Genomic DNA, 18,038 nt, shown 5'->3' with positions numbered 1-18,038 from the left:
TCCATATCGATATGATGTTGGTGGGTATAATAATAAGTATCGATATGGCTTTATCTGATGTAACAGTTTATGCTCATACCCCAAACTGCAAACACTCACCTAATAAAACTGTTTAGTAAGCACAAGTCTGAAGCGCTTATAGTCAATGTTGTATGAGGTTATTAGCTAGAAACTATGAAGAAGCCTGTTCAGCTACTTGCAGCTTACTAGCCAAAAGATCAACCATCTCGTTTCATGTAGGTTGCTAAGCTTGCCAATACTCTCCGGAATCTCTTTTATCTTATATCCAAAATAAATTGGAATCTCTGTAGCCTCAAGTAAAGGTTGGGCGTCATGTAGTAGGCTTCTAATATTGTGTTTATCAGCCCAATCCCAAAGTTCTTGCATCCATACTTCAGTGGTTGAGCTATCATTATATATCCTCTAAATATAATCAAATATATTAGCAAATCTTCAAAGAATGTCGTGGCTTTTAAATCAAATGGAAAGCGACTCTGCATTAGATTGTGCTGTAACACAACAAACTCGCTTAACTGAACTATGGGCGTGTTTGCCTACTTTACTATATTACCTAGGCTTTAGGATTTTTTAATATGAAAAAAATAAACGACACAGAGTGTCGCGAAAGTTTGTGATGGTTGCAGAGATAGCTTAGGATAAATTGAGTACAATAAGTTGCAGAGTTATTAGTTCAGAAGTGAAAAAAGCTGTTTTTTACTATGAACATACTTGATATATCGATAAGAGGCTAGGTCACAAAATGGTCACTATTTAGCCACCATGTAATTAGTCACCATAGATTGGCTTAACCACTAACTAGTATTAGTTAACAATCTCTCTTTAAATCAGCTCCAAGCTAGTGCTTACTAAATTAAAATCGGGAAGGGCTTATCTGAAGTTTTAACACTGCGATGAAGCTATATGAATAAAGGGATGAGAAGGGGTAAGTATAAAACCAACAGGCACAAAAAAACCTCAAGCATTAAATACTTGAGGTTGAAACTTTGTTCTAAAACTAAGTTTTAAAATATGGCGCAGCGGACGGGACTCGAACCCGCGACCCCCGGCGTGACAGGCCGGTATTCTAACCAACTGAACTACCGCTGCTTAGGTCGCTTTAGAATATTTAACCACTCTCTAAAAATAGTGGTGGGTGATGACAGGCTCGAACTGCCGACATTCTGCGTGTAAGGCAGACGCTCTACCAACTGAGCTAATCACCCTGAGTTTTACTCTACATTAAAGAACTTAGCTTGATTACTATGTCCTCTGAATGTAGGTGGGTATTATATACACTATTTTCTGTGTGTCAAATATATTTTTAACTTTTTTGCTCTTATTGAGTTTGAGGTTGTTCTTTAGGGGTAGGCTTGTTCATAAATAGCGACATAATTACCCCAAGAATTGCCAGTACAATACCCAATATAAAGGCTGTTTGAACACCCGCAGTCAATGAAATACTTTCCATAGCAGGGTCTGATGGATTACTTACGCCTTTAAGGAAGCTGTTTTGAGAAGCCGACATAATGGTAATGGCGAGCGCCGTACCAATAGAGCCAGAGACCTGCAGCAAAGTATTAATTAAAGCTGTTCCATCTGGATACAAGTTGGCTGGTAGAGCGTTTAAGCCATGGGTTTGCAAGGGCATCATAACGAAGGTTACGCCAACCATCAGCCCCGAGTGCAATAGCACTACGGTGTACATCGAGGTATCTGTGGTGACATGAGACAAATTCCACAACATAAATAGCATGATCAAGAAGCCAGGGGTTAATAGAACCTTAGGGCCATACATATCATAAGCTCGACCTGCAACGGGTGACAAAATACCATTAATAGCACCGCCAGGCATCAATACAAGGCCTGCTGTCAATGCGGTTAAACCCAGTCCAATCTGTAAGTATAACGGCAATAAGATCATGGTCGATAGAATAATCATAAAGGTTGCCATGACACTTAATAGCGCTAAGGTAAACATAGGAAATTGCAGTGTGCGCAAATCGAGCATGGGATTGTCGATTTTAAATTGTCTGATAGAAAATACAATTAATGAGCTAAGGCCAATTACTAGTGCAGCAATTACAATAGGGCTTGCCCAGCCTTGATGACCGGCAACACTAAAGCCATAGACGATACCACCAAAGCCTAGCGTCGATAAAATAATGGATAGTACGTCAATCTTAGGTTTGCTTAATACGGTCACGTTTTGGACATAAATATAGCCGTAGACCAAAGTAAATAACAAAAATGGCAAGATGAACCATAAGATCCAGTTCCAGCTTAATACCTCAATAATTAGTCCAGAAGCGGCTGGACCAACTGCGGGTGCAGACATCATTACCAAGCCCACAGCGCCCATAATCAGCCCTCGTTTCTCAATAGGGAAGATAATGAGTACGGTATGGAACATCAGTGGAATCAGCAAGCCTGTGCCGATTGCTTGAACGATTCGTCCTAATAATAAAACATTAAAGGTTGGAGCCATGCCAGATAAAACGACACCTGCGATTGAAAATAATACAGATGTGATAAACAGTTGGCGTGTCGTTAGCCATTGGATTAATAAAGCAGTAACCGGAATAAGGATACCCATTGTTAATAGGTAACCGGTGGTAATCCACTGTACGGTGGAAGAAACCACATCAAACTCTTGCATTAAATTACCAAGAGCCATGTTTAATGCGGTTTCGCTAAATAGTCCAATAAAGCCGGCAATCAAAAAGGAGATTAAAATTGGAACGGCTCTAACGACGTTCTGATTTTGATCTATAGTGGTGTGGGACATTTTACTCTCTTATTGCTAATTGAGTTTATAGGTTAAAAAGTAAGGATAAAAAAGATTATTTCTCGACGGGTTTTTCAGCAAATAGGGACGGGATCTGTTCTGCTATTTGCTCTAAAGGCTGACCACTTTTCATGGTGAAGGCCAAAAGGATGCCGCCTTCAGTTAGCGCATGAAACACGGTGGCCAAACTGTTGGCTTGCTGCTCATCATAGCCAGCGGCTATAAATTTCTCGGCATAAACGGTTTGCCAGTCCTTAAAGGTAGACTCACAGGCCAAGCGAATAGGCTCACTGGTAGAGTGCTTTTCACCAGCAATGGTGCCAATCGGAGAGCCGATGGGTTTTCCGCCTTCACCAAACATCTGGGCTAGGGTATAGACATAAGCTTGCAGCGCTTGTATCAGATTTTCCTTGTCGGTAAAGACTCGTTGAATGTCCTCCATGACCAAGCGTTTGGTATTTTCAATGGCGGCAATAGCTAACTGCTCCTTACCTTCAGGGAAGTAGTAATACAGCGAGCCTTTAGGTATGCCGCTTTCTTCAATAATGTCGTTTAGACCCACGCCGCAATAACCGCGTACCATAAATAGGCGTGATGCCGTATCAATTAAAACGTCTTTTGCTTTGGGTTTTTTACTCATGTCTACATCCTTTGTTAAAATTATAACAACTGGTCTATTAGTTGGCGTATGGTAGAGATAGAACCCTTAGCTGTCAACGTCATAAATTTATGCCAAGACTGAATTTTGATAGGGGTGCCAGTGAGTAATAAGCCCTAAAACACAAGCTAATAGGGGAGTTGCACTTGATTTTTGAAGTCAGTAAAGTGTGAGGAATAAGGCAAAGTAGGGGTAATGAATATCGAGTCAGGGTGAGAAAAGTGAAGATAAAAGGATGCAAATGAAAGTTATAAAAGTAACCAAAAGGATAAATTTAAATCAGATCTCTAAAAATTTTAGGCCACTGAAAAATAGGGTTTCATTGATTTTTAGGAGTTAGGTGAGGGGGTTATCAAGCTTTGGGGCAATTATGGTAAACTAAGCCACAATAAAATAATTTAATGAATACTGCTTTTTATCCTTATTTAACTATTATTAAAACCCTTATAAATAAAGAGATGCCCCATGAATAATGCAAACAATCCGACTCGCGTAGTCATTGACCTTGATGGTAGCCTAGATGAGCTAGATGACGACGACATTACTCTCCCGGATTTGGCCAGTACGCCGGACATTCCTATTATTGAAACCCCGCGGGTTGAAGTAGAAGAAGAGCCTGAAGAAATTATTCCAGCTTTAAGTACAGAGCCGACGCCGCAGCCTAGCACGCCTGCTGTTACGCCAGCAGTGCCTGAAGAGACTAAGCCTCAAGCAACTGCACAACAGCAGGAAACCGAAGAGTCTGGTAGAAAGCGTGGCAGCTGGTTCTCACGTATGAAGTCAGGCCTTACCAAGTCTCGTAAGAACCTAGCTGAAGGTGTGGCCAACATTCTAATCGGTGGTAAAGAGATTGATGATGAGCTGCTTGAAGAAGTAGAAGACCAACTTTTGGTTGCAGATATTGGGGTAGAAGCTACTGATAAGATTATCAAGAGCTTAACCGAACAGACTGCCCGTGGTGATTTGATTTACTCACACTCTTTATATAAGGCACTACAAAAAGAGTTGGTTGAAATCTTAGAGCCTAAGGTTGAGCCATTAATTATTGATACCACCAAGAAGCCCTTTGTTATCTTAGTAGTAGGTGTAAATGGTGTGGGTAAAACCACTACCATTGGTAAGTTGGCCAAGCGCTTACAGGCAGAAGGTAAGTCAGTTATGTTGGCGGCCGGTGACACCTTTAGAGCCGCGGCGACCGAGCAGCTGCAAGTATGGGGAGAGCGCAATAATATCCCAGTTGTGGCTCAAGGTCACGGTGCTGACAGTGCCTCAGTAGGGTTTGATGCGATGCAGTCAGCTAAAGCCAAAAACATCGATGTGTTGATTGCCGATACCGCAGGTCGCTTGCAGAATAAAACTCACTTGATGGCCGAGCTTGAAAAAGTGGTGCGTATCATGCGTAAGTCTGATCCAACTGCGCCGCACGAAGGTATGATTGTTCTGGATGCTGGTACGGGTCAGAACGCCATCAGCCAGGTGAAACTATTTAATGATGTGGTGCCGTTAACCGGTATTACCATTACCAAGCTGGACGGAACTGCCAAGGGTGGGGTGGTGTTTAACATTGCCAATACCACTGACATTCCTATTCGCTATATTGGCGTAGGGGAGTCTATTGATGACCTGCGCGCCTTTAGTCCGAAGCAGTTTGTGGCTGCTTTATTTGAAACGGATGAATAAAACAGTACCTTTTAATATCAAAAAAATGGCATCATAAGGTGCCATTTTTTTGTTTGAGACCTATGTTGAGGCCTGCGATGATGATTGTTACCACCACCTCTTTTGCCCAGTACAAATTGCTACTAATTGCGTCTGCTGTCTCTCAAGAGGCCAAATTGGTTAGCTTAGACTGGCTGGCTGAGGGAGAAGTTTGGTATGAATCAAAGTCACTGGCCCCGTTAAAAAAGTGTCATAACCTTTGTGACGAGGATTTTAAGTTTATTAATAAAAATAGCCTAAGCAAAGAAAAACCAGTTGACGCTCTTTTATTAACTACTATCACTCAGCTCGACCAATATCTTGCCGGCGAGCGTCAGCAGTTCGATATGACTCTTGATTGGTCGTTAGGTACTCCATTTCAGCAAAGCGTGTGGCGAGCGCTGCAGCAGATCCCTTATGGCCAGACCATCAGTTATGCTCAATTGGCACAAAACATTAGCAAACCCACAGCTTACCGAGCGGTAGCCAACGCCAATGGCAAAAATCCCTTTAGCATTATCATTCCTTGTCATCGGGTAGTGGCCAGTGATGGCAGCTTAGGTGGCTATACCGGAGGCTTAGATAAAAAGCGGTTGTTACTCGATATTGAGCGAAATTAAATTAAATTAAATTTGAGCTTGAACTGAAGTCCTTGGACCGTTTTTAATAGGCGGTTTTAGATTAAGCTGCGACTAAATTTTTGTTGATAAGCCTTAGGCGTTAAATTTGTTGTCCTTTTAAACAGTCGGCTAAACGAGGATAAATCATGATAGCCCACTTGATAGGCCAAAGTTTTGATACTGACATCACCAGACTCTAGCAGCCGCTTGGCCTGTTCAATTCTCACCGCTTGAATATACTCAATAGGGCGCATAGACAGACAGGCTTGAAAGCGTCTGTTTAGGGTGCGTGGTGTCACATTAGCTCTGTCAGCCAGCTCGCTTACTTGGAGCGGCTGGGCATAGTTTTGTTCAATAAACTGCTGTATTCGCATTACCAAAGGGTCGGAGTGGGGACTGTGTAAAGTGACATTGGTATAGCTGCTTTGATCGCCTATTTTTTTATCAATGACCTGAGTTTTGGCAACCTGAGCCGATAACTCGCGACCACAATAGCGCTCTATTAACAGTAACGCTAAATCATAAAAAGCACTGCCTCCTGCAGCACAAAATATATTATCCGATTGAGTAACGAACTGCTTGGCTTGTAAATCCACATCGGGATAGTCTTGCCTGAATTTGCTGGCATAGCCCCAATGGGTTGTCGCCGTTTTGTCTTTTAATAATCCCGCTTCTGCTAATAAAAATGCACCACTACAATTACTGGCAATGTCGGTCTGCGTCTGAGCCAAGCGTTGTAGGTGAGTAATCAGCTCATGATTGCTAGACAGTACTTTTTCGATTGAATCCCCAATGGTTGGAATAAGCAGTAAATCACACTGCGTCACATCGGCGATATCACAATGGGGCTGCATAATTAATCTATTGCTACAGCGAATTGGATCTCCGTTCAAACTGGCAATTTGTACCTTAAATCTAGGCTCAATATCTTGATCTAAAAAGCGCTGCCAACTGACACCTGCAAATGAAAATAAGTCTAAAGCTCCAGTAAGGGCACTGCCAAGCACCCCATCAAATCCTACAATGATGACATTAAATGGTTCGGTGTGAGTCATGGGGTCTCCATTATTGATTTGGATTTTTATCTACTAAAGCGGTATCTGTAAAGCCAGGCTTTGTCACTTATGACCTTAATTATGTCATAAATGACAATAGGGAGAAGCCTAAAAGTAGACTAATATTAAAAAACCGCTAAAGCAGTGTTTCTAGACAATGCTTTAAAAACCAATTCTTAAATCAATAAAGAGAGTGGCATGGACGCAAATACCTTAATTAATGAGTTTGAATTACCGTTTCAGCTTTATGACGTACTAGATACTGAGCAACTGTGTGAGCATGATAGATTCTCTGAGCATTCAAGACAGACCTTTGATGCCACGATAGAGACAGCAAAAAAGATAGCTACTGATTTGTTTTTGCCTCACAACGCGACTGCTGATAAAGATGAGCCTAAGTTTGATGGTCAAAACGTCAGCATGATAGAGGAGGTGAAGGTAGCCTTCGATGCCTTTAGAAACTCTGGCTTTATTGCTGGGCGTTATAGCTTTGAAGACGGAGGCATGCAGCTTCCAGAGACAGTAATGACTGCCTTAAGCGGTTATTTTATGGCAGCTAACCCGGCCACCACCGCCTATCCTTTTTTAACCTCAGCGGCGATTAATGTGCTGATACACTTTGCTAGTGATGAGATCAAACAAGCGTTTGTCCCCCGAATGCTAACCGGTGAGTTTACGGGTACTATGGCATTAACCGAGCCACACGCAGGCTCATCTCTTGCCGATATTAAAACTACCGCCATCCCTCATGAAGACGGAACTTATCGAATCCGTGGTAGCAAGATTTATATCTCTGGCGGTGACCATGAATTGTCTGGAAATATCGTACATCTGGTATTGGCTAAAGTGCCAGGAGGACCTGCTGGCGTGAAAGGTATTTCACTATTTGCAGTGCCTAAATACCGCTTAGATGCCAATGGGGAAGTGGCCGAACGTAATGATGTGCATTTGGCAGGATTGATACACAAGTTAGGCTATCGTGGCACAACTTCAACGGCGCTTAGCTTTGGCGATGCCAATGATTGTGTGGGCTATCTTATTGGCGAGGAGCATTTTGGCCTGCGTTATATGTTTAAGATGATGAACGAAGCACGAATTGCCGTAGGCTTTGGGGCAGCTATGATTGGCTATCGTGGCTATCAGTACTCGCTGGCTTATGCCAAAGATCGTCTGCAGGGTCGAGTCGCCCCCAACCTAAAGCCAGAAGATCCAGCAGCAGCCATTATTGAGCATGGTGATGTCAAGCGTATGCTACTGGCCCAAAAAGCTTATAGTGAGGGTGGTATTTCATTGTGCCTGTATGGCTCAAACTTAATTGACCGGATCAATACTTGTGGTGATGAAACCCAGAAGCAAGAGCTGTCTGAACTATTAGATTTATTAACTCCCGTCTTAAAAGCGTGGCCTTCTGAATATGGGCCTAAAGCCAATGACTTGGGTATTCAGGTCTTGGGCGGGGCAGGTTACACCCGAGAATATCAAGCAGAGCAGTTTTGGCGTGACAACCGTTTAAATCCCATTCATGAAGGCACTAATGGCATTCAAGCCTTAGACCTAACCTTTCGTAAATTATGGCAACAACAAGGTCTGGGATTAAAGGTTTTACAGCAAGAAATAACTCGTGATTTAACAGCCATCTCAACCCCACAAACCGCCAAACTTGCCAAAAAATTAAAGGTTTATATTGAACAGTTGCAACCTCTATTGCAACATGTGGGTCAAACCCTAACCACACCGCAGGTGACCACATTAACTGCCAACGCCCAAGCGCTGATGAATGTATTTGCCACTATTATCATAAGTTGGATTTGGATCCGTCAGGCCAGCAAGGCCGAGCAATTATTGGCCTTCACTGAAGATAGCGATAAACAAAACTTTTACCACGGCAAAATACAGTCTGCAAAATACTTCATTGATTGGGAGTTACCGCTTATTCAACGCGATATTGGACTATTAACCAATAACAATTCAGTGTGTAGCGATATGCAGCCACAGTGGTTCTAACCCTAATAATTAGCTTATTATTTATAGTTTTTTTATCAATCAACACTAATGTCAAAATCAAAATATAGCCAATAAAGTATACTAAAGGAATAGTTATGAAAGATTTATTTGATTTAACAGGGAAAGTAGCACTAGTCACTGGCGCCAGTCGCGGTATTGGTGAGGCTATCGCCCGTTTACTAGCTACTTATGGCGCAGAAGTCATTGTTTCTAGCCGTAAAATAGACGCGTGTCAGGCCGTGGCCGACAGTATCGTAGCAGAGGGCGGTAAAGCCACAGCTTACGCGTGTCATGTTGGTGAAATGTCTCAAATTGAGGCCATATTTGAGCACATCAAAAATGAGTTTGGTCGTATTGATATCTTAGTCAACAATGCCGCTGCCAATCCTTATTATGGTCATATCTTGGACACCGATCTGGCTGCGTTCGATAAGACGGTTGACGTAAATATTCGGGGTTATTTCTTTATGTCGACAGCGGCTGGCAAGATGATGCGCGAGCAGGGCGGTGGGGTTATTTTAAACACTGCTTCAGTCAACGGAGTAAGCCCAGGCGATAAACAAGGCATTTATTCTATTACCAAAGCGGCAGTCATCAGTATGACCAAAGCTTTTGCCAAAGAGTGTGGCCCTTATAATATTCGAGTCAATGCGTTACTGCCAGGACTAACCGATACCAAGTTTGCCTCAGCGCTCACCTCAAATGACAAAGTACTTAACATGGCACTGGCAATGATACCGTTAAAGCGGGTGGCACAGCCCTCCGAGATGGCAGGCACCGTATTATACTTGGTGTCTGATGCTTCAAGCTATACCACGGGCGCTTGTATCAATGTGGACGGTGGCTTATTAACCTAGTATAAATAGTGTTTGTTATATAAAAAAGCAAATGTTAAAGCAAAGACCCTCACCACCTTAAGTAGTGAGGGTCTTTTTTATGCTTGATATAGTCATAGCCAACCAAATGAGATACGAGGCAACCTACCTCAAGTACTACTAGAACGGGCTTAGTAAGGTTAACGCTGTAGCTCTTTAATTTGTCTACGACTATATTTTAATGCTCAGTTTTTTTATGAGTGGGGTTTTTTGTGTTCAGTGTTCTCTAGGCTAGGGGTTTTTATTTACCCTAAATTAAACAAAGGTTTAGCGCTTGTGCAGAACCGTTTATTAAGCCATCTAAAACAAAACAGTCTTTCTGTTTACCAAAAAGCACAGTTAAACAACACGAGATAATAAAAAAACTTTTGATTTTTCATTAGGATAGATAGCAAAGTAGAATAACTATTTATTTAAAAGTTTTATAAGATTTCACTCAAACCCACCTGCCAGCGGACGCCAGCATGACAAACTTAACGCTCAGTATTAATAATAAAAGTTATCAATTCGAAGACCTTGATCCTCGAACCACCTTACTCGATCTGTGTCGCCATCAGTTACAAATTACTGGTCCTAAAAAAGGCTGTGACCATGGTCAATGCGGGGCCTGTACTATTTTAATTAATGGTCAGCGGGTTAACTCTTGTCTTACTCTAGCAGTGATGCATGAAGGGGACGAGATTACTACCATTGAAGGCATTGGTTTGCCTGAGACTCTTTCTGATTTGCAAAAAGCGTTTTTAAGCAATGATGCCTTTCAGTGTGGGTATTGCACCCCAGGCCAAATCTGTTCAGCCACAGCTCTTATCGAAGAGGTGAAACAAAACTGGCCCAGCTATGTCACCGAAGACTTAACTCAGCCCAATGCGTTGATGGCTCATGAAATCGCTGAGCGTATGAGTGGCAATATTTGTCGCTGCTCAGCTTACCCCAATATTATTAAAGCGATTACTGAAGTTCTTGAAAAACAAATACCACAGAATCAGCAACCGCAGAACCAGGTCGATTCCTCGAACGAGGCATTGTCTTCAGCAGTGACAGGAATATGGTCACCACCCCCTAGTGAAGCCCAGTTAAAATCTCCGCCCGCCAAAACTGATCAACATTCTAATACTGCCAACCCTAATACTGCCAATCGCCCACAATCAACAGGAGTAAACTCATGAAACGATTTGAATATGTCCGTGCCAATGAGTTAAAGCCTGCTTGTGTGGCAGCCAGTAGCGAAGGGGCGTCATTTATCGGCGGTGGTACCAACTTAATTGATTTAATGAAGTTTGAAATTGAGACGCCTATTAAGCTGGTCGATATTACTCAGCTTGAATTAAAACAAATCGAATCAACCCCTGAAGGCGGCCTACGCATAGGGGCTTTAGTAACCAACAGTGATTTGGCCGCTCATTCTAAAGTCATTAACAATTATCCCGTGCTATCCCGAGCAATCTTAGCTGGAGCCTCTGGTCAGCTGCGTAACAAAGCGACTACTGGCGGTAACTTCTTACAGCGTACCCGCTGCTTTTATTTCTATCAGCCTGATAGCGTTTGTAATAAGCGTGAGCCAGGCAGTGGCTGTCCTGCTATCGGCGGTGAAAATCGGGGATTGGCTATCTTAGGTACTAGCGAGCATTGTATCGCTCAGCATCCCTCAGACATGGCAGTAGCCATGAGATTATTAGATGCCACATTACAAACCCAAAAAGCAGATGGCTCTACCCGTAGTATCGGAATTAAAGACTTTTATCAGCTGCCTGGTGACACTCCACATATTGAAACGGTATTGGAGCAAGGTGAAATGATTACTCACGTGGTATTACCACCACCGATCAAAGGCATGCACACTTACGATAAGATTCGTGACCGTGCCTCATATGCCTTCGCTTTGGTATCAGCCGCTGCCGTTATTGATGTCGATGATGAAGGTACGTTAAGCAGCGTAAGATTGGCATTTGGCGGTATCGGCTCTCAGCCTTGGCGCAATGAAGTAGTTGAAGCCAGTCTTGAGGGTAGTAAAGGCAGTGTGCCTGATATCGTTAAAGCGGCAAATATCTTATTAGCAGACGCCCAAGGACAGGGTCAGAATGACTTTAAAATTGCCTTAACCCGTCGATTACTAAAACAAATTATTGAGCGTGCTGTAAACGCTGAGGATGCATAAACATGGCTGCTTTTGATACAGATATTTTGGGCTCTGAACCCACCAAAAGAATGATGATGAATGGGCCTGTTGACACCCTTTTTGATAAGACTTCAAGCAAACTGGTTGGTAAGCCCGTTACCCGAGTGGATGGCTCGCTCAAGGTTAGTGGCCAAGCCCCTTATTCTGCAGAATTCTATAAAGACAATAGGGTCTACGGTGTGTTAGCCGGGGCGACTATTAGCAACGGTAAAGTGACCAACATTGATACCGAGTCAGTGGCTGATATCCCAGGGGTGATCAAAGTGGTTACCGATGCTAAGCATTTCTTACGTAACTCACAGCAGGGCGGCAAGATGAAAGCGCCGACCCAAGGGGCAATAGACATTGCTTATCATGGCCAACCCATAGCAATAGTTGTCGGGGAAACTTTTGAGGCGGCTACGGAAGGCGCTAAAGCCTTAGTGGTGAGCTATGAAGATGAGACCGATGAAGCGGCTTTAGACTTCAAACAAGAGCTGAAAAACGCTCATGAAGTCAATGAGAAGGAAGGTTCTGATAAAAATAGCGAACACGGTGATCCTGAAAAAGGGTTGCAGCAATCTGCAGTGACTTTAGACCGAGTCTATACCACCCCGAGTCAAAGCAATTCCCCAATGGAGCCGCATAGCAGTTTGGCATATTGGGAAGGCGATAAACTGACTATTTATACCTCAAATCAGATGGTTGCCTTTAGCCAAAAGCAAATTGCCGACGCGTTAGAGATCGACAATGACAACGTCAACGTTATCTCTCGCTATGTGGGAGGCGGTTTTGGTAGTAAGTTAGGAATTTCTCCTGAATCAATAGCTGCTGCCATTGCAGCCAAAGAGCTGGACAGACCGGTGCTGGTAATGATGACTCGTCCTCAAGTGATGGAGTCGACCGTTCGTCGCTCTAATACCCGTCAGCGCATAGCTTTAGGCTGTGATGAAAATGGGGTGTTGAACACTATTATTCATGACACCATATCGAGTAACTTGCCTAATGAGAGTTTCTTTGAACCGGCTGGCCTGTCTACCCATTACTTATATCGCGGTGAGAATCGTAGGGTCAACTACGAGCAGGTCGATATGAACTGGACGCTATCAGGTTCTATGCGGGCTCCTGGTGAGGCGGTTGGGCAAATTGCCTTAGAATGTGCCATGGATGAACTGGCATGCCAGCTGGGTATGGATCCTATCGAGCTGCGTCGCCGTAATGAACCTGAAGAAGATCCTTCACAACAAATTCCTTTTTCAACCAGACAGTTATTGGCTTGTTTGGAGCAAGGATCGAAAGCTTTTGGATGGGAAGAAAAACACAGTAGCGAACCTGCCAGCTATCTAGAAGGCGATTGGTGGATTGGTACTGGTATGGCTGTGGCTTCAAGAGGCAACCAACTTATGCCATCAGAAGCACGGGCTACCTTACAATTAGACCCTAGCAAAACCTTAGGGGTAAAAGCAGTCATCGAATCAGATATGACTGATATTGGTACCGGTTCTTATACCGTGTTCTCGCAAGTGGCTGCCGATCTATTAGGCCTGCCAATTGATCATATTGATATGCAACTTGGTGATAGTCGTTTTCCCTCAAGCCCTGGATCAGGCGGTAGCTTTGGGGCGGCCAGTGCCGGAAGTAGTATTTATCTGGCTTGTGCCGAGCTTAGAGAGCAGATCGCTAAACGAGTGGGCTTACATGCCGATACGATTCAATTGGGTGAAGGTCAAGTATCCAAAACCGGTGAACATCAGGCTGGCGTGGCTGAACGTGCAGTAGAAGCTGGCAAAAAGGCTTTAGATGCCTTAGTAGATAAAGTAGAGGATGCCACTGAAAAAGTAGGCTTATCAGTTTCAATGAAAGGCTCTAACAATATTGATCCTGAGCAATATGACTTTAGTGACTCTGCAACTTATCCTTTGGCAGATATTATCAGCCAACTAGAGGATAAAAAGTTAAGCGCTAAAGGACAGATTGCCCCAGGTAAAAATGGTAAGTCGCATCGTCAAGCTTGTTATGGGGCCAACTTTGCTGAGGTTGCGGTTCATCGTGTCACTGGTGAAGTCCGAGTGAAAAATATGACCGGTGCTTTCACTGCTGGACGTATTCTTAACCATAACTTAGCCACCTCTCAGTGTTATGGCGGTATGGTATTTGGTATTGGTGCTGCATTAATGGAAGAGGTCATACATGATAAACGTGACGGTAGACTGTGTAATCATGATTTAGCAGAATATCATCTTCCGGTGAATGCTGATGTGCCTCAACTTGAGGTGATTTTGGTGGAAGAAGATGATCCTTATACCAATCCTATGCACATCAAAGGTATCGGTGAGACTGCTATCTCAGGAGCTGCTGCTGCCATTGCCAATGCTATCTATAATGCAGTAGGGGTAAGAATTTACGATTTCCCTATTACCTTAGATAAGCTTATTGACCAATTGCCAGATTAATATAAGGCCCCTTTATGAATAACGTCTCCGACATTTTAAAACTTGCTGACCAAGCTCAAAGCGAGCAGATTGAGGCGGTTTTGGCAACTGTGGTGCATACCGAAGGTTCTGCCTATCGTAAAGCTGGAGCAATGATGTTGATCTGCGCTGATGGCCGATTCGCAGGTATGATTAGTGGGGGCTGCTTGGAGCCCCACATTATCAAAAAAGCGTTTTGGCTTACTCGTCAAGGTTCGGTGGTTCAGGTCTATCAAACGGGTGAGGGTATTGTCGATAAAGATGAGAGTAATACTAAAAGTTATAGTGATGAACATGATATTGAAAATAGCATGGACAGCGAGCTTGAGCTTAATTTTGGTTTAGGTTGCAATGGCCGAGTGCACGTGCTGTTTGAACGATTGGCTTCTGCGGCGCAGTTACTTAAGTGTATTAAGCAGGTGCGCCTTAGTGGTGAGCCTATGACGGTGGCCACTTTAGTCCGTTCTGAGTCATCTGATCACCCCATTGGTCTACACGTCAATTTAGATAAGTTTGCGCTAAATAAAGACAGCATGGGGGTAAATGACTTCAGTGCACCAAGCCTCAATGATTCGATACATGATCCTATACTGAGCCAAGCTATAAACACGTTGTGTTTAGAACAATATCAACAGAAGCCGGCGCAATTCGTCACACTATTAGGCACAGTCGATAATTCATTACAGCAGCGGGTACAGACCCAGTGGTTGGTACGCCGTTTACAACCCCAGATTAAGTTGCTGATTTGTGGAGCAGGTAATGATGTAACGCCTTTAGTCACGATGGCCAAAATGCAAGATTGGCACGTTACCGTTATTGATAGCCGCAGTCATTATGCTACTCGCTCTCGGTTTATGCAGGCCGACAAAGTAATGTGTTTGCCATTAGAGGACAGTGAAACTCTTATTGAGCTTAGTCGTAATGCCGCGGTGGCAGTGATGTCTCATAGTCTGACTCAAGATAGAGCCCGACTTAAAGTGTTGTTTGCACATCCCCCTGCTTATCTGGGTCAATTGGGACCAAAATACCGTACTGAACGTTTGATTGATGAGATTACCGAAGCGTATGACGGTAATGTCGATGAGCTTCGGGCCGGTATTGAGCAGTTACATTATCCAATTGGTTATAAGCTTGGCGGCGAGGGGCCAGAAGCTCTGGCGTTAGGTATTATGGCAGAAATAAATGCAGTTATGCACGAGGTAGACCTAAGCCCTGTAAACTCAGGCAATATAATTAGCAAACAGCCTGCGCATCGCTCACAAGGTGATTCACCTCATGTGGCTAACACACGATTTGAAGTGTTTAATTAATGATAAAGCAGAACGTTGGCAATAAAGACCTAAAATTACTGCAACAATCTCATGCTGTGATTATACTGGCTAGCGGATTAAGTCAGCGTTTAGGTCAGCCTAAGCAACTATTAAAGAAGCAGTCTCGACCTCTGCTTGAGGTAATGACAAACCTAGCCTTGACCATTAACCCCAGTGCCATTTTATTGGTTATCGCTAGTTCACAGAGTGAAACTATCCAATTAAGCCAGACCTTAGCGGCACAGCATGATGTGGTGACGCCTGTTATAAATACCCAGCCTGAACAAGGTATGGCGCACAGTTTAAGTTTGGCGATTACTCAGTTAAACCGTAAAGTAGCTAATGGTTTAGCGATACAGCGGGTAATAATACTGGGGGTTGATCAAGTCTTACTCCACATTAATCATCTAAGTAATTTGTTGGCCGGTTTTAATGCGGATAAAAAGACAGAGCAGTCCGGCTACGCTAAAGCTAGCGGTTGCAAGAAAGTTATCGCTAGTAGTTATTCTAGTTCATACAAGATTTTTGAAAACGAATTATCCCATATTGAACGTCTAATAACTGAAACTTCAAATACTGATATTTCAGATAATGAGAAACGGATTATCGGTCTGCCTATCAATATTGATTACCAGTTATTGACTCAATGGCAGCCATTACTTAACGGCGATAAGGGGCTGCGGCACTTAATTCGAGGCTTATCCAGTAAGGATCTGAGCGTGGTTGATAATATTAAGCTAAGTCTCGATATTGACACCCCTGAGCAGTTGCAGTATGCGATAAAGAAAGGCTGGCTAGACCCATAAAAAATCCCGCCAATAGTTTGGCGGGATTTTTATCACCAGTCGCCGTAAAACCACCGTAAGCATCCGACCATCCCATCTTTTTTTCTATTAAAAAATGCGAGATAGTGTCCATGAACAAATAATCGTGGACACTAACATGACAACACAACCCCCTAATACACCCAAACGAAGAACTTACAGCGCCGAGTTTAAAGCGCTTTTAGTAAAAGAAGCGACAGACTCAGGTCGATCAATTGCCAGTATCGCTCGAGAGCATGGCATCAACCAAAACCTTCTACATAACTGGAAACGCCAGTATCAGCGGGCACATGCTCAAGCTGATACATTACCTGGCGCTATAAGCAGACCAGATGATCCAACAAACCCGCACTTTATCCCAATCCATCTTGAGCCTGAAGGTGCGCATTTACGCTCAGCCTCCGTCATACAAAACATCAAACTGCAAATCACAGCTCGAGCATCTGGGACGATAAACCTCAACATTAGCCAAATAGACACTCAAAGCTTGATTGACCTACTACGAGGGCTGCAATGATACCCATCACTCACATCTGGCTATCCACCACGCCCATGGACATGCGATGTGGTAGTGGCAAACTACTGGCCCACATCATCACCGAACACCAAAGCATTCGTCCTCACTGTGCCTACCTGTTTTACAACAAAGCAGGCACACGCCTAAAAGTATTCATTCATGATGGTCTTGGGGTGTGGCTTTGTAGCCGTCAGCTTGATGACAATAAATTTCATGGCTTAACCAAACAGCTTGCCACCACTCAAACTGGCATCAGCATCAACCGTGAACAATTTAATGCCTTAATCAGTGGACTGCCTTGGCGTAACATGGGCAAAGATAAATTAACCCCCATCCTATAAATAGCAGATGACAGGCAAATAAAACTCTGGCAACATATCGCCATGACTGTTGCCAACTTATCCGACTTATCAAAAGACCCCACTTACGCCGAGCTTCTGGTGAAAATCCACCTGCTTGAACAGCGTAATGAGCACCTGCAACAACAGCTTGTTCAAACAAACACAAGTCACGATCAACTACAGCAGCTTTTTAACCAAGTGGTTGAAGAAAACCACAAGCTATATGAACAAGTGCTTGAACTCATCGAAAAACAAAAGCAGCTTATTCACCGGCTCTATGGACAAAAAAGCGAAGGCATCACTGCCAGACAAACCCACTTAAACTATGAGGCGGCGCAAGAGGACTTAGCGCAGCTTGAACAAATCCGAGATGACTACCGGAGTGGCTTAAGCAAAGAGGAGCTTGCCAAGCTGCCTGCTATTGATCGTACTGAGGCAGAAACCCTCATTGATGAGGCTGAGCTTAAAGCCGCCAAAGAGATCACAGATGAGCTGCCAGCTTCAGCTACTGATCAGCCTAAAAAAACAAAGCGTGCCAAATACACAGTGATTCCTGACAACCTTGAGGTGAAAACCCAGGTTCATGAACCACTTACCACCGTTTGTGACTGCGGCTGTCAAATGATGCGAATTGGGGAGGATAAACAAGACAAACTTGGCATTATCCCTAAGCAGTTTTATATTGAGCGTCACATCTACCCTAAATGGGTATGCCGTGAGTGTGA

The 18,038-nt window shown here is 43.5% G+C and carries 15 protein-coding genes and 2 tRNA genes; 12 read left to right on the top strand and 5 right to left on the bottom strand.

Features of this window, described 5'->3' with window-relative positions:
• Nucleotides 1–1,030: 1,030 nt before the first annotated feature.
• From A1019T_RS11080 to A1019T_RS11065, 4 genes are all read right to left on the bottom strand, one after another.
• Nucleotides 1,031–1,107, bottom strand: a tRNA-Asp gene (locus A1019T_RS11080).
• A gap of 40 nt (nt 1,108–1,147) precedes the next feature.
• Nucleotides 1,148–1,223: transfer RNA gene (locus A1019T_RS11075), tRNA-Val, on the bottom strand.
• A 113-nt stretch (nt 1,224–1,336) separates the two neighbouring features.
• Nucleotides 1,337–2,785, bottom strand: a complete 1,449-nt coding sequence (locus A1019T_RS11070; protein ID WP_077451681.1) for an MDR family MFS transporter — start codon at nt 2,783–2,785, stop codon at nt 1,337–1,339.
• 55 nt (nt 2,786–2,840) lie between these two features.
• Nucleotides 2,841–3,425, bottom strand: a complete 585-nt coding sequence (locus tag A1019T_RS11065) for a TetR/AcrR family transcriptional regulator (protein WP_077451680.1) — start codon at nt 3,423–3,425, stop codon at nt 2,841–2,843.
• Nucleotides 3,426–3,908: 483 nt separating this feature from the next.
• Between A1019T_RS11065 and ftsY the strand changes: the two genes are divergently transcribed.
• Together ftsY and A1019T_RS11055 are read left to right on the top strand one after the other, a co-directional pair.
• Complete coding sequence (gene ftsY / locus A1019T_RS11060) at nt 3,909–5,123, top strand: signal recognition particle-docking protein FtsY (protein WP_077451679.1); 1,215 nt, start codon at nt 3,909–3,911, stop codon at nt 5,121–5,123.
• An 80-nt stretch (nt 5,124–5,203) separates the two neighbouring features.
• Nucleotides 5,204–5,761: a methylated-DNA--[protein]-cysteine S-methyltransferase gene (locus A1019T_RS11055; RefSeq protein WP_077451678.1), complete on the top strand. Its 558-nt coding sequence runs from the start codon at nt 5,204–5,206 to the stop codon at nt 5,759–5,761.
• A 56-nt stretch (nt 5,762–5,817) separates the two neighbouring features.
• Here the strand turns inward: A1019T_RS11055 and A1019T_RS11050 are convergent, their stop codons facing one another.
• Nucleotides 5,818–6,816: a GlxA family transcriptional regulator gene (locus A1019T_RS11050; protein WP_077451677.1), complete on the bottom strand. Its 999-nt coding sequence runs from the start codon at nt 6,814–6,816 to the stop codon at nt 5,818–5,820.
• A gap of 198 nt (nt 6,817–7,014) precedes the next feature.
• Here A1019T_RS11050 and A1019T_RS11045 point away from each other — a divergent pair, with 198 nt between their 5' ends.
• The 10 genes from A1019T_RS11045 to A1019T_RS11000 all read left to right on the top strand — a co-directional run.
• Nucleotides 7,015–8,820, top strand: coding sequence for an acyl-CoA dehydrogenase (locus A1019T_RS11045; protein ID WP_077451676.1), 1,806 nt, complete (start codon nt 7,015–7,017; stop codon nt 8,818–8,820).
• A 95-nt stretch (nt 8,821–8,915) separates the two neighbouring features.
• Nucleotides 8,916–9,677 carry an SDR family oxidoreductase gene (locus tag A1019T_RS11040; protein WP_077451675.1) on the top strand — a complete coding sequence of 254 codons (762 nt, stop codon included), beginning with the start codon at nt 8,916–8,918 and terminating at the stop codon, nt 9,675–9,677.
• A 482-nt stretch (nt 9,678–10,159) separates the two neighbouring features.
• Complete coding sequence (locus tag A1019T_RS11035; RefSeq protein WP_077451674.1) at nt 10,160–10,861, top strand: 2Fe-2S iron-sulfur cluster-binding protein; 702 nt, start codon at nt 10,160–10,162, stop codon at nt 10,859–10,861.
• A complete protein-coding gene (locus tag A1019T_RS11030; protein ID WP_077451673.1) occupies nt 10,858–11,850 on the top strand; it encodes an FAD binding domain-containing protein in 993 nt (330 codons plus the stop codon). The genes A1019T_RS11035 and A1019T_RS11030 overlap by 4 nt, the downstream gene beginning before the upstream one ends.
• A gap of 2 nt (nt 11,851–11,852) precedes the next feature.
• A complete protein-coding gene (locus tag A1019T_RS11025) occupies nt 11,853–14,303 on the top strand; it encodes a xanthine dehydrogenase family protein molybdopterin-binding subunit (RefSeq protein WP_077448042.1) in 2,451 nt (816 codons plus the stop codon).
• 14 nt (nt 14,304–14,317) lie between these two features.
• Nucleotides 14,318–15,631: an XdhC family protein gene (locus A1019T_RS11020; protein WP_077448043.1), complete on the top strand. Its 1,314-nt coding sequence runs from the start codon at nt 14,318–14,320 to the stop codon at nt 15,629–15,631.
• Nucleotides 15,631–16,437: an NTP transferase domain-containing protein gene (locus tag A1019T_RS11015; RefSeq protein WP_077451672.1), complete on the top strand. Its 807-nt coding sequence runs from the start codon at nt 15,631–15,633 to the stop codon at nt 16,435–16,437. The genes A1019T_RS11020 and A1019T_RS11015 overlap by 1 nt, the downstream gene beginning before the upstream one ends.
• A 136-nt stretch (nt 16,438–16,573) precedes the next feature.
• Entirely contained in the window at nt 16,574–16,972 is a 399-nt protein-coding gene (locus A1019T_RS11010) for a transposase (RefSeq protein ID WP_208608071.1), read from the top strand.
• The gene (gene tnpB / locus A1019T_RS11005; protein ID WP_077451670.1) at nt 16,969–17,313 is read left to right on the top strand and encodes an IS66 family insertion sequence element accessory protein TnpB; all 345 of its coding nucleotides are present in this window, start codon (nt 16,969–16,971) and stop codon (nt 17,311–17,313) included. The genes A1019T_RS11010 and tnpB overlap by 4 nt, the downstream gene beginning before the upstream one ends.
• A 42-nt stretch (nt 17,314–17,355) precedes the next feature.
• Nucleotides 17,356–18,038 (top strand): IS66 family transposase zinc-finger binding domain-containing protein (locus A1019T_RS11000; protein ID WP_208608070.1); only part of this gene is annotated, 683 nt, incomplete at its 3' end.

The organism is Psychrobacter piechaudii (assembly GCF_900162825.1).
In the GTDB taxonomy this organism is placed as follows: domain Bacteria; phylum Pseudomonadota; class Gammaproteobacteria; order Pseudomonadales; family Moraxellaceae; genus Psychrobacter; species Psychrobacter piechaudii.
Note: the sequence above shows the minus strand (reverse complement) of the source record. Positions and strands in the feature narration are given on the sequence as shown.

Bases quoted from the DNA above. Each gene is read 5' to 3' on its own strand.
- A1019T_RS11070 (WP_077451681.1), bottom strand. From the start codon at position 2,785: ATGTCCCACACCACTATAGATCAAAATCAGAACGTCGTTAGAGCCGTT.
- A1019T_RS11065 (WP_077451680.1), bottom strand. From the start codon at position 3,425: ATGAGTAAAAAACCCAAAGCAAAAGACGTTTTAATTGATACGGCATCA.
- ftsY (WP_077451679.1), top strand. From the start codon at position 3,909: ATGAATAATGCAAACAATCCGACTCGCGTAGTCATTGACCTTGATGGT.
- A1019T_RS11055 (WP_077451678.1), top strand. From the start codon at position 5,204: ATGATTGTTACCACCACCTCTTTTGCCCAGTACAAATTGCTACTAATT.
- A1019T_RS11050 (WP_077451677.1), bottom strand. From the start codon at position 6,816: ATGACTCACACCGAACCATTTAATGTCATCATTGTAGGATTTGATGGG.
- A1019T_RS11045 (WP_077451676.1), top strand. From the start codon at position 7,015: ATGGACGCAAATACCTTAATTAATGAGTTTGAATTACCGTTTCAGCTT.
- A1019T_RS11040 (WP_077451675.1), top strand. From the start codon at position 8,916: ATGAAAGATTTATTTGATTTAACAGGGAAAGTAGCACTAGTCACTGGC.
- A1019T_RS11035 (WP_077451674.1), top strand. From the start codon at position 10,160: ATGACAAACTTAACGCTCAGTATTAATAATAAAAGTTATCAATTCGAA.
- A1019T_RS11030 (WP_077451673.1), top strand. From the start codon at position 10,858: ATGAAACGATTTGAATATGTCCGTGCCAATGAGTTAAAGCCTGCTTGT.
- A1019T_RS11025 (WP_077448042.1), top strand. From the start codon at position 11,853: ATGGCTGCTTTTGATACAGATATTTTGGGCTCTGAACCCACCAAAAGA.
- A1019T_RS11020 (WP_077448043.1), top strand. From the start codon at position 14,318: ATGAATAACGTCTCCGACATTTTAAAACTTGCTGACCAAGCTCAAAGC.
- A1019T_RS11015 (WP_077451672.1), top strand. From the start codon at position 15,631: ATGATAAAGCAGAACGTTGGCAATAAAGACCTAAAATTACTGCAACAA.
- A1019T_RS11010 (WP_208608071.1), top strand. From the start codon at position 16,574: ATGACAACACAACCCCCTAATACACCCAAACGAAGAACTTACAGCGCC.
- tnpB (WP_077451670.1), top strand. From the start codon at position 16,969: ATGATACCCATCACTCACATCTGGCTATCCACCACGCCCATGGACATG.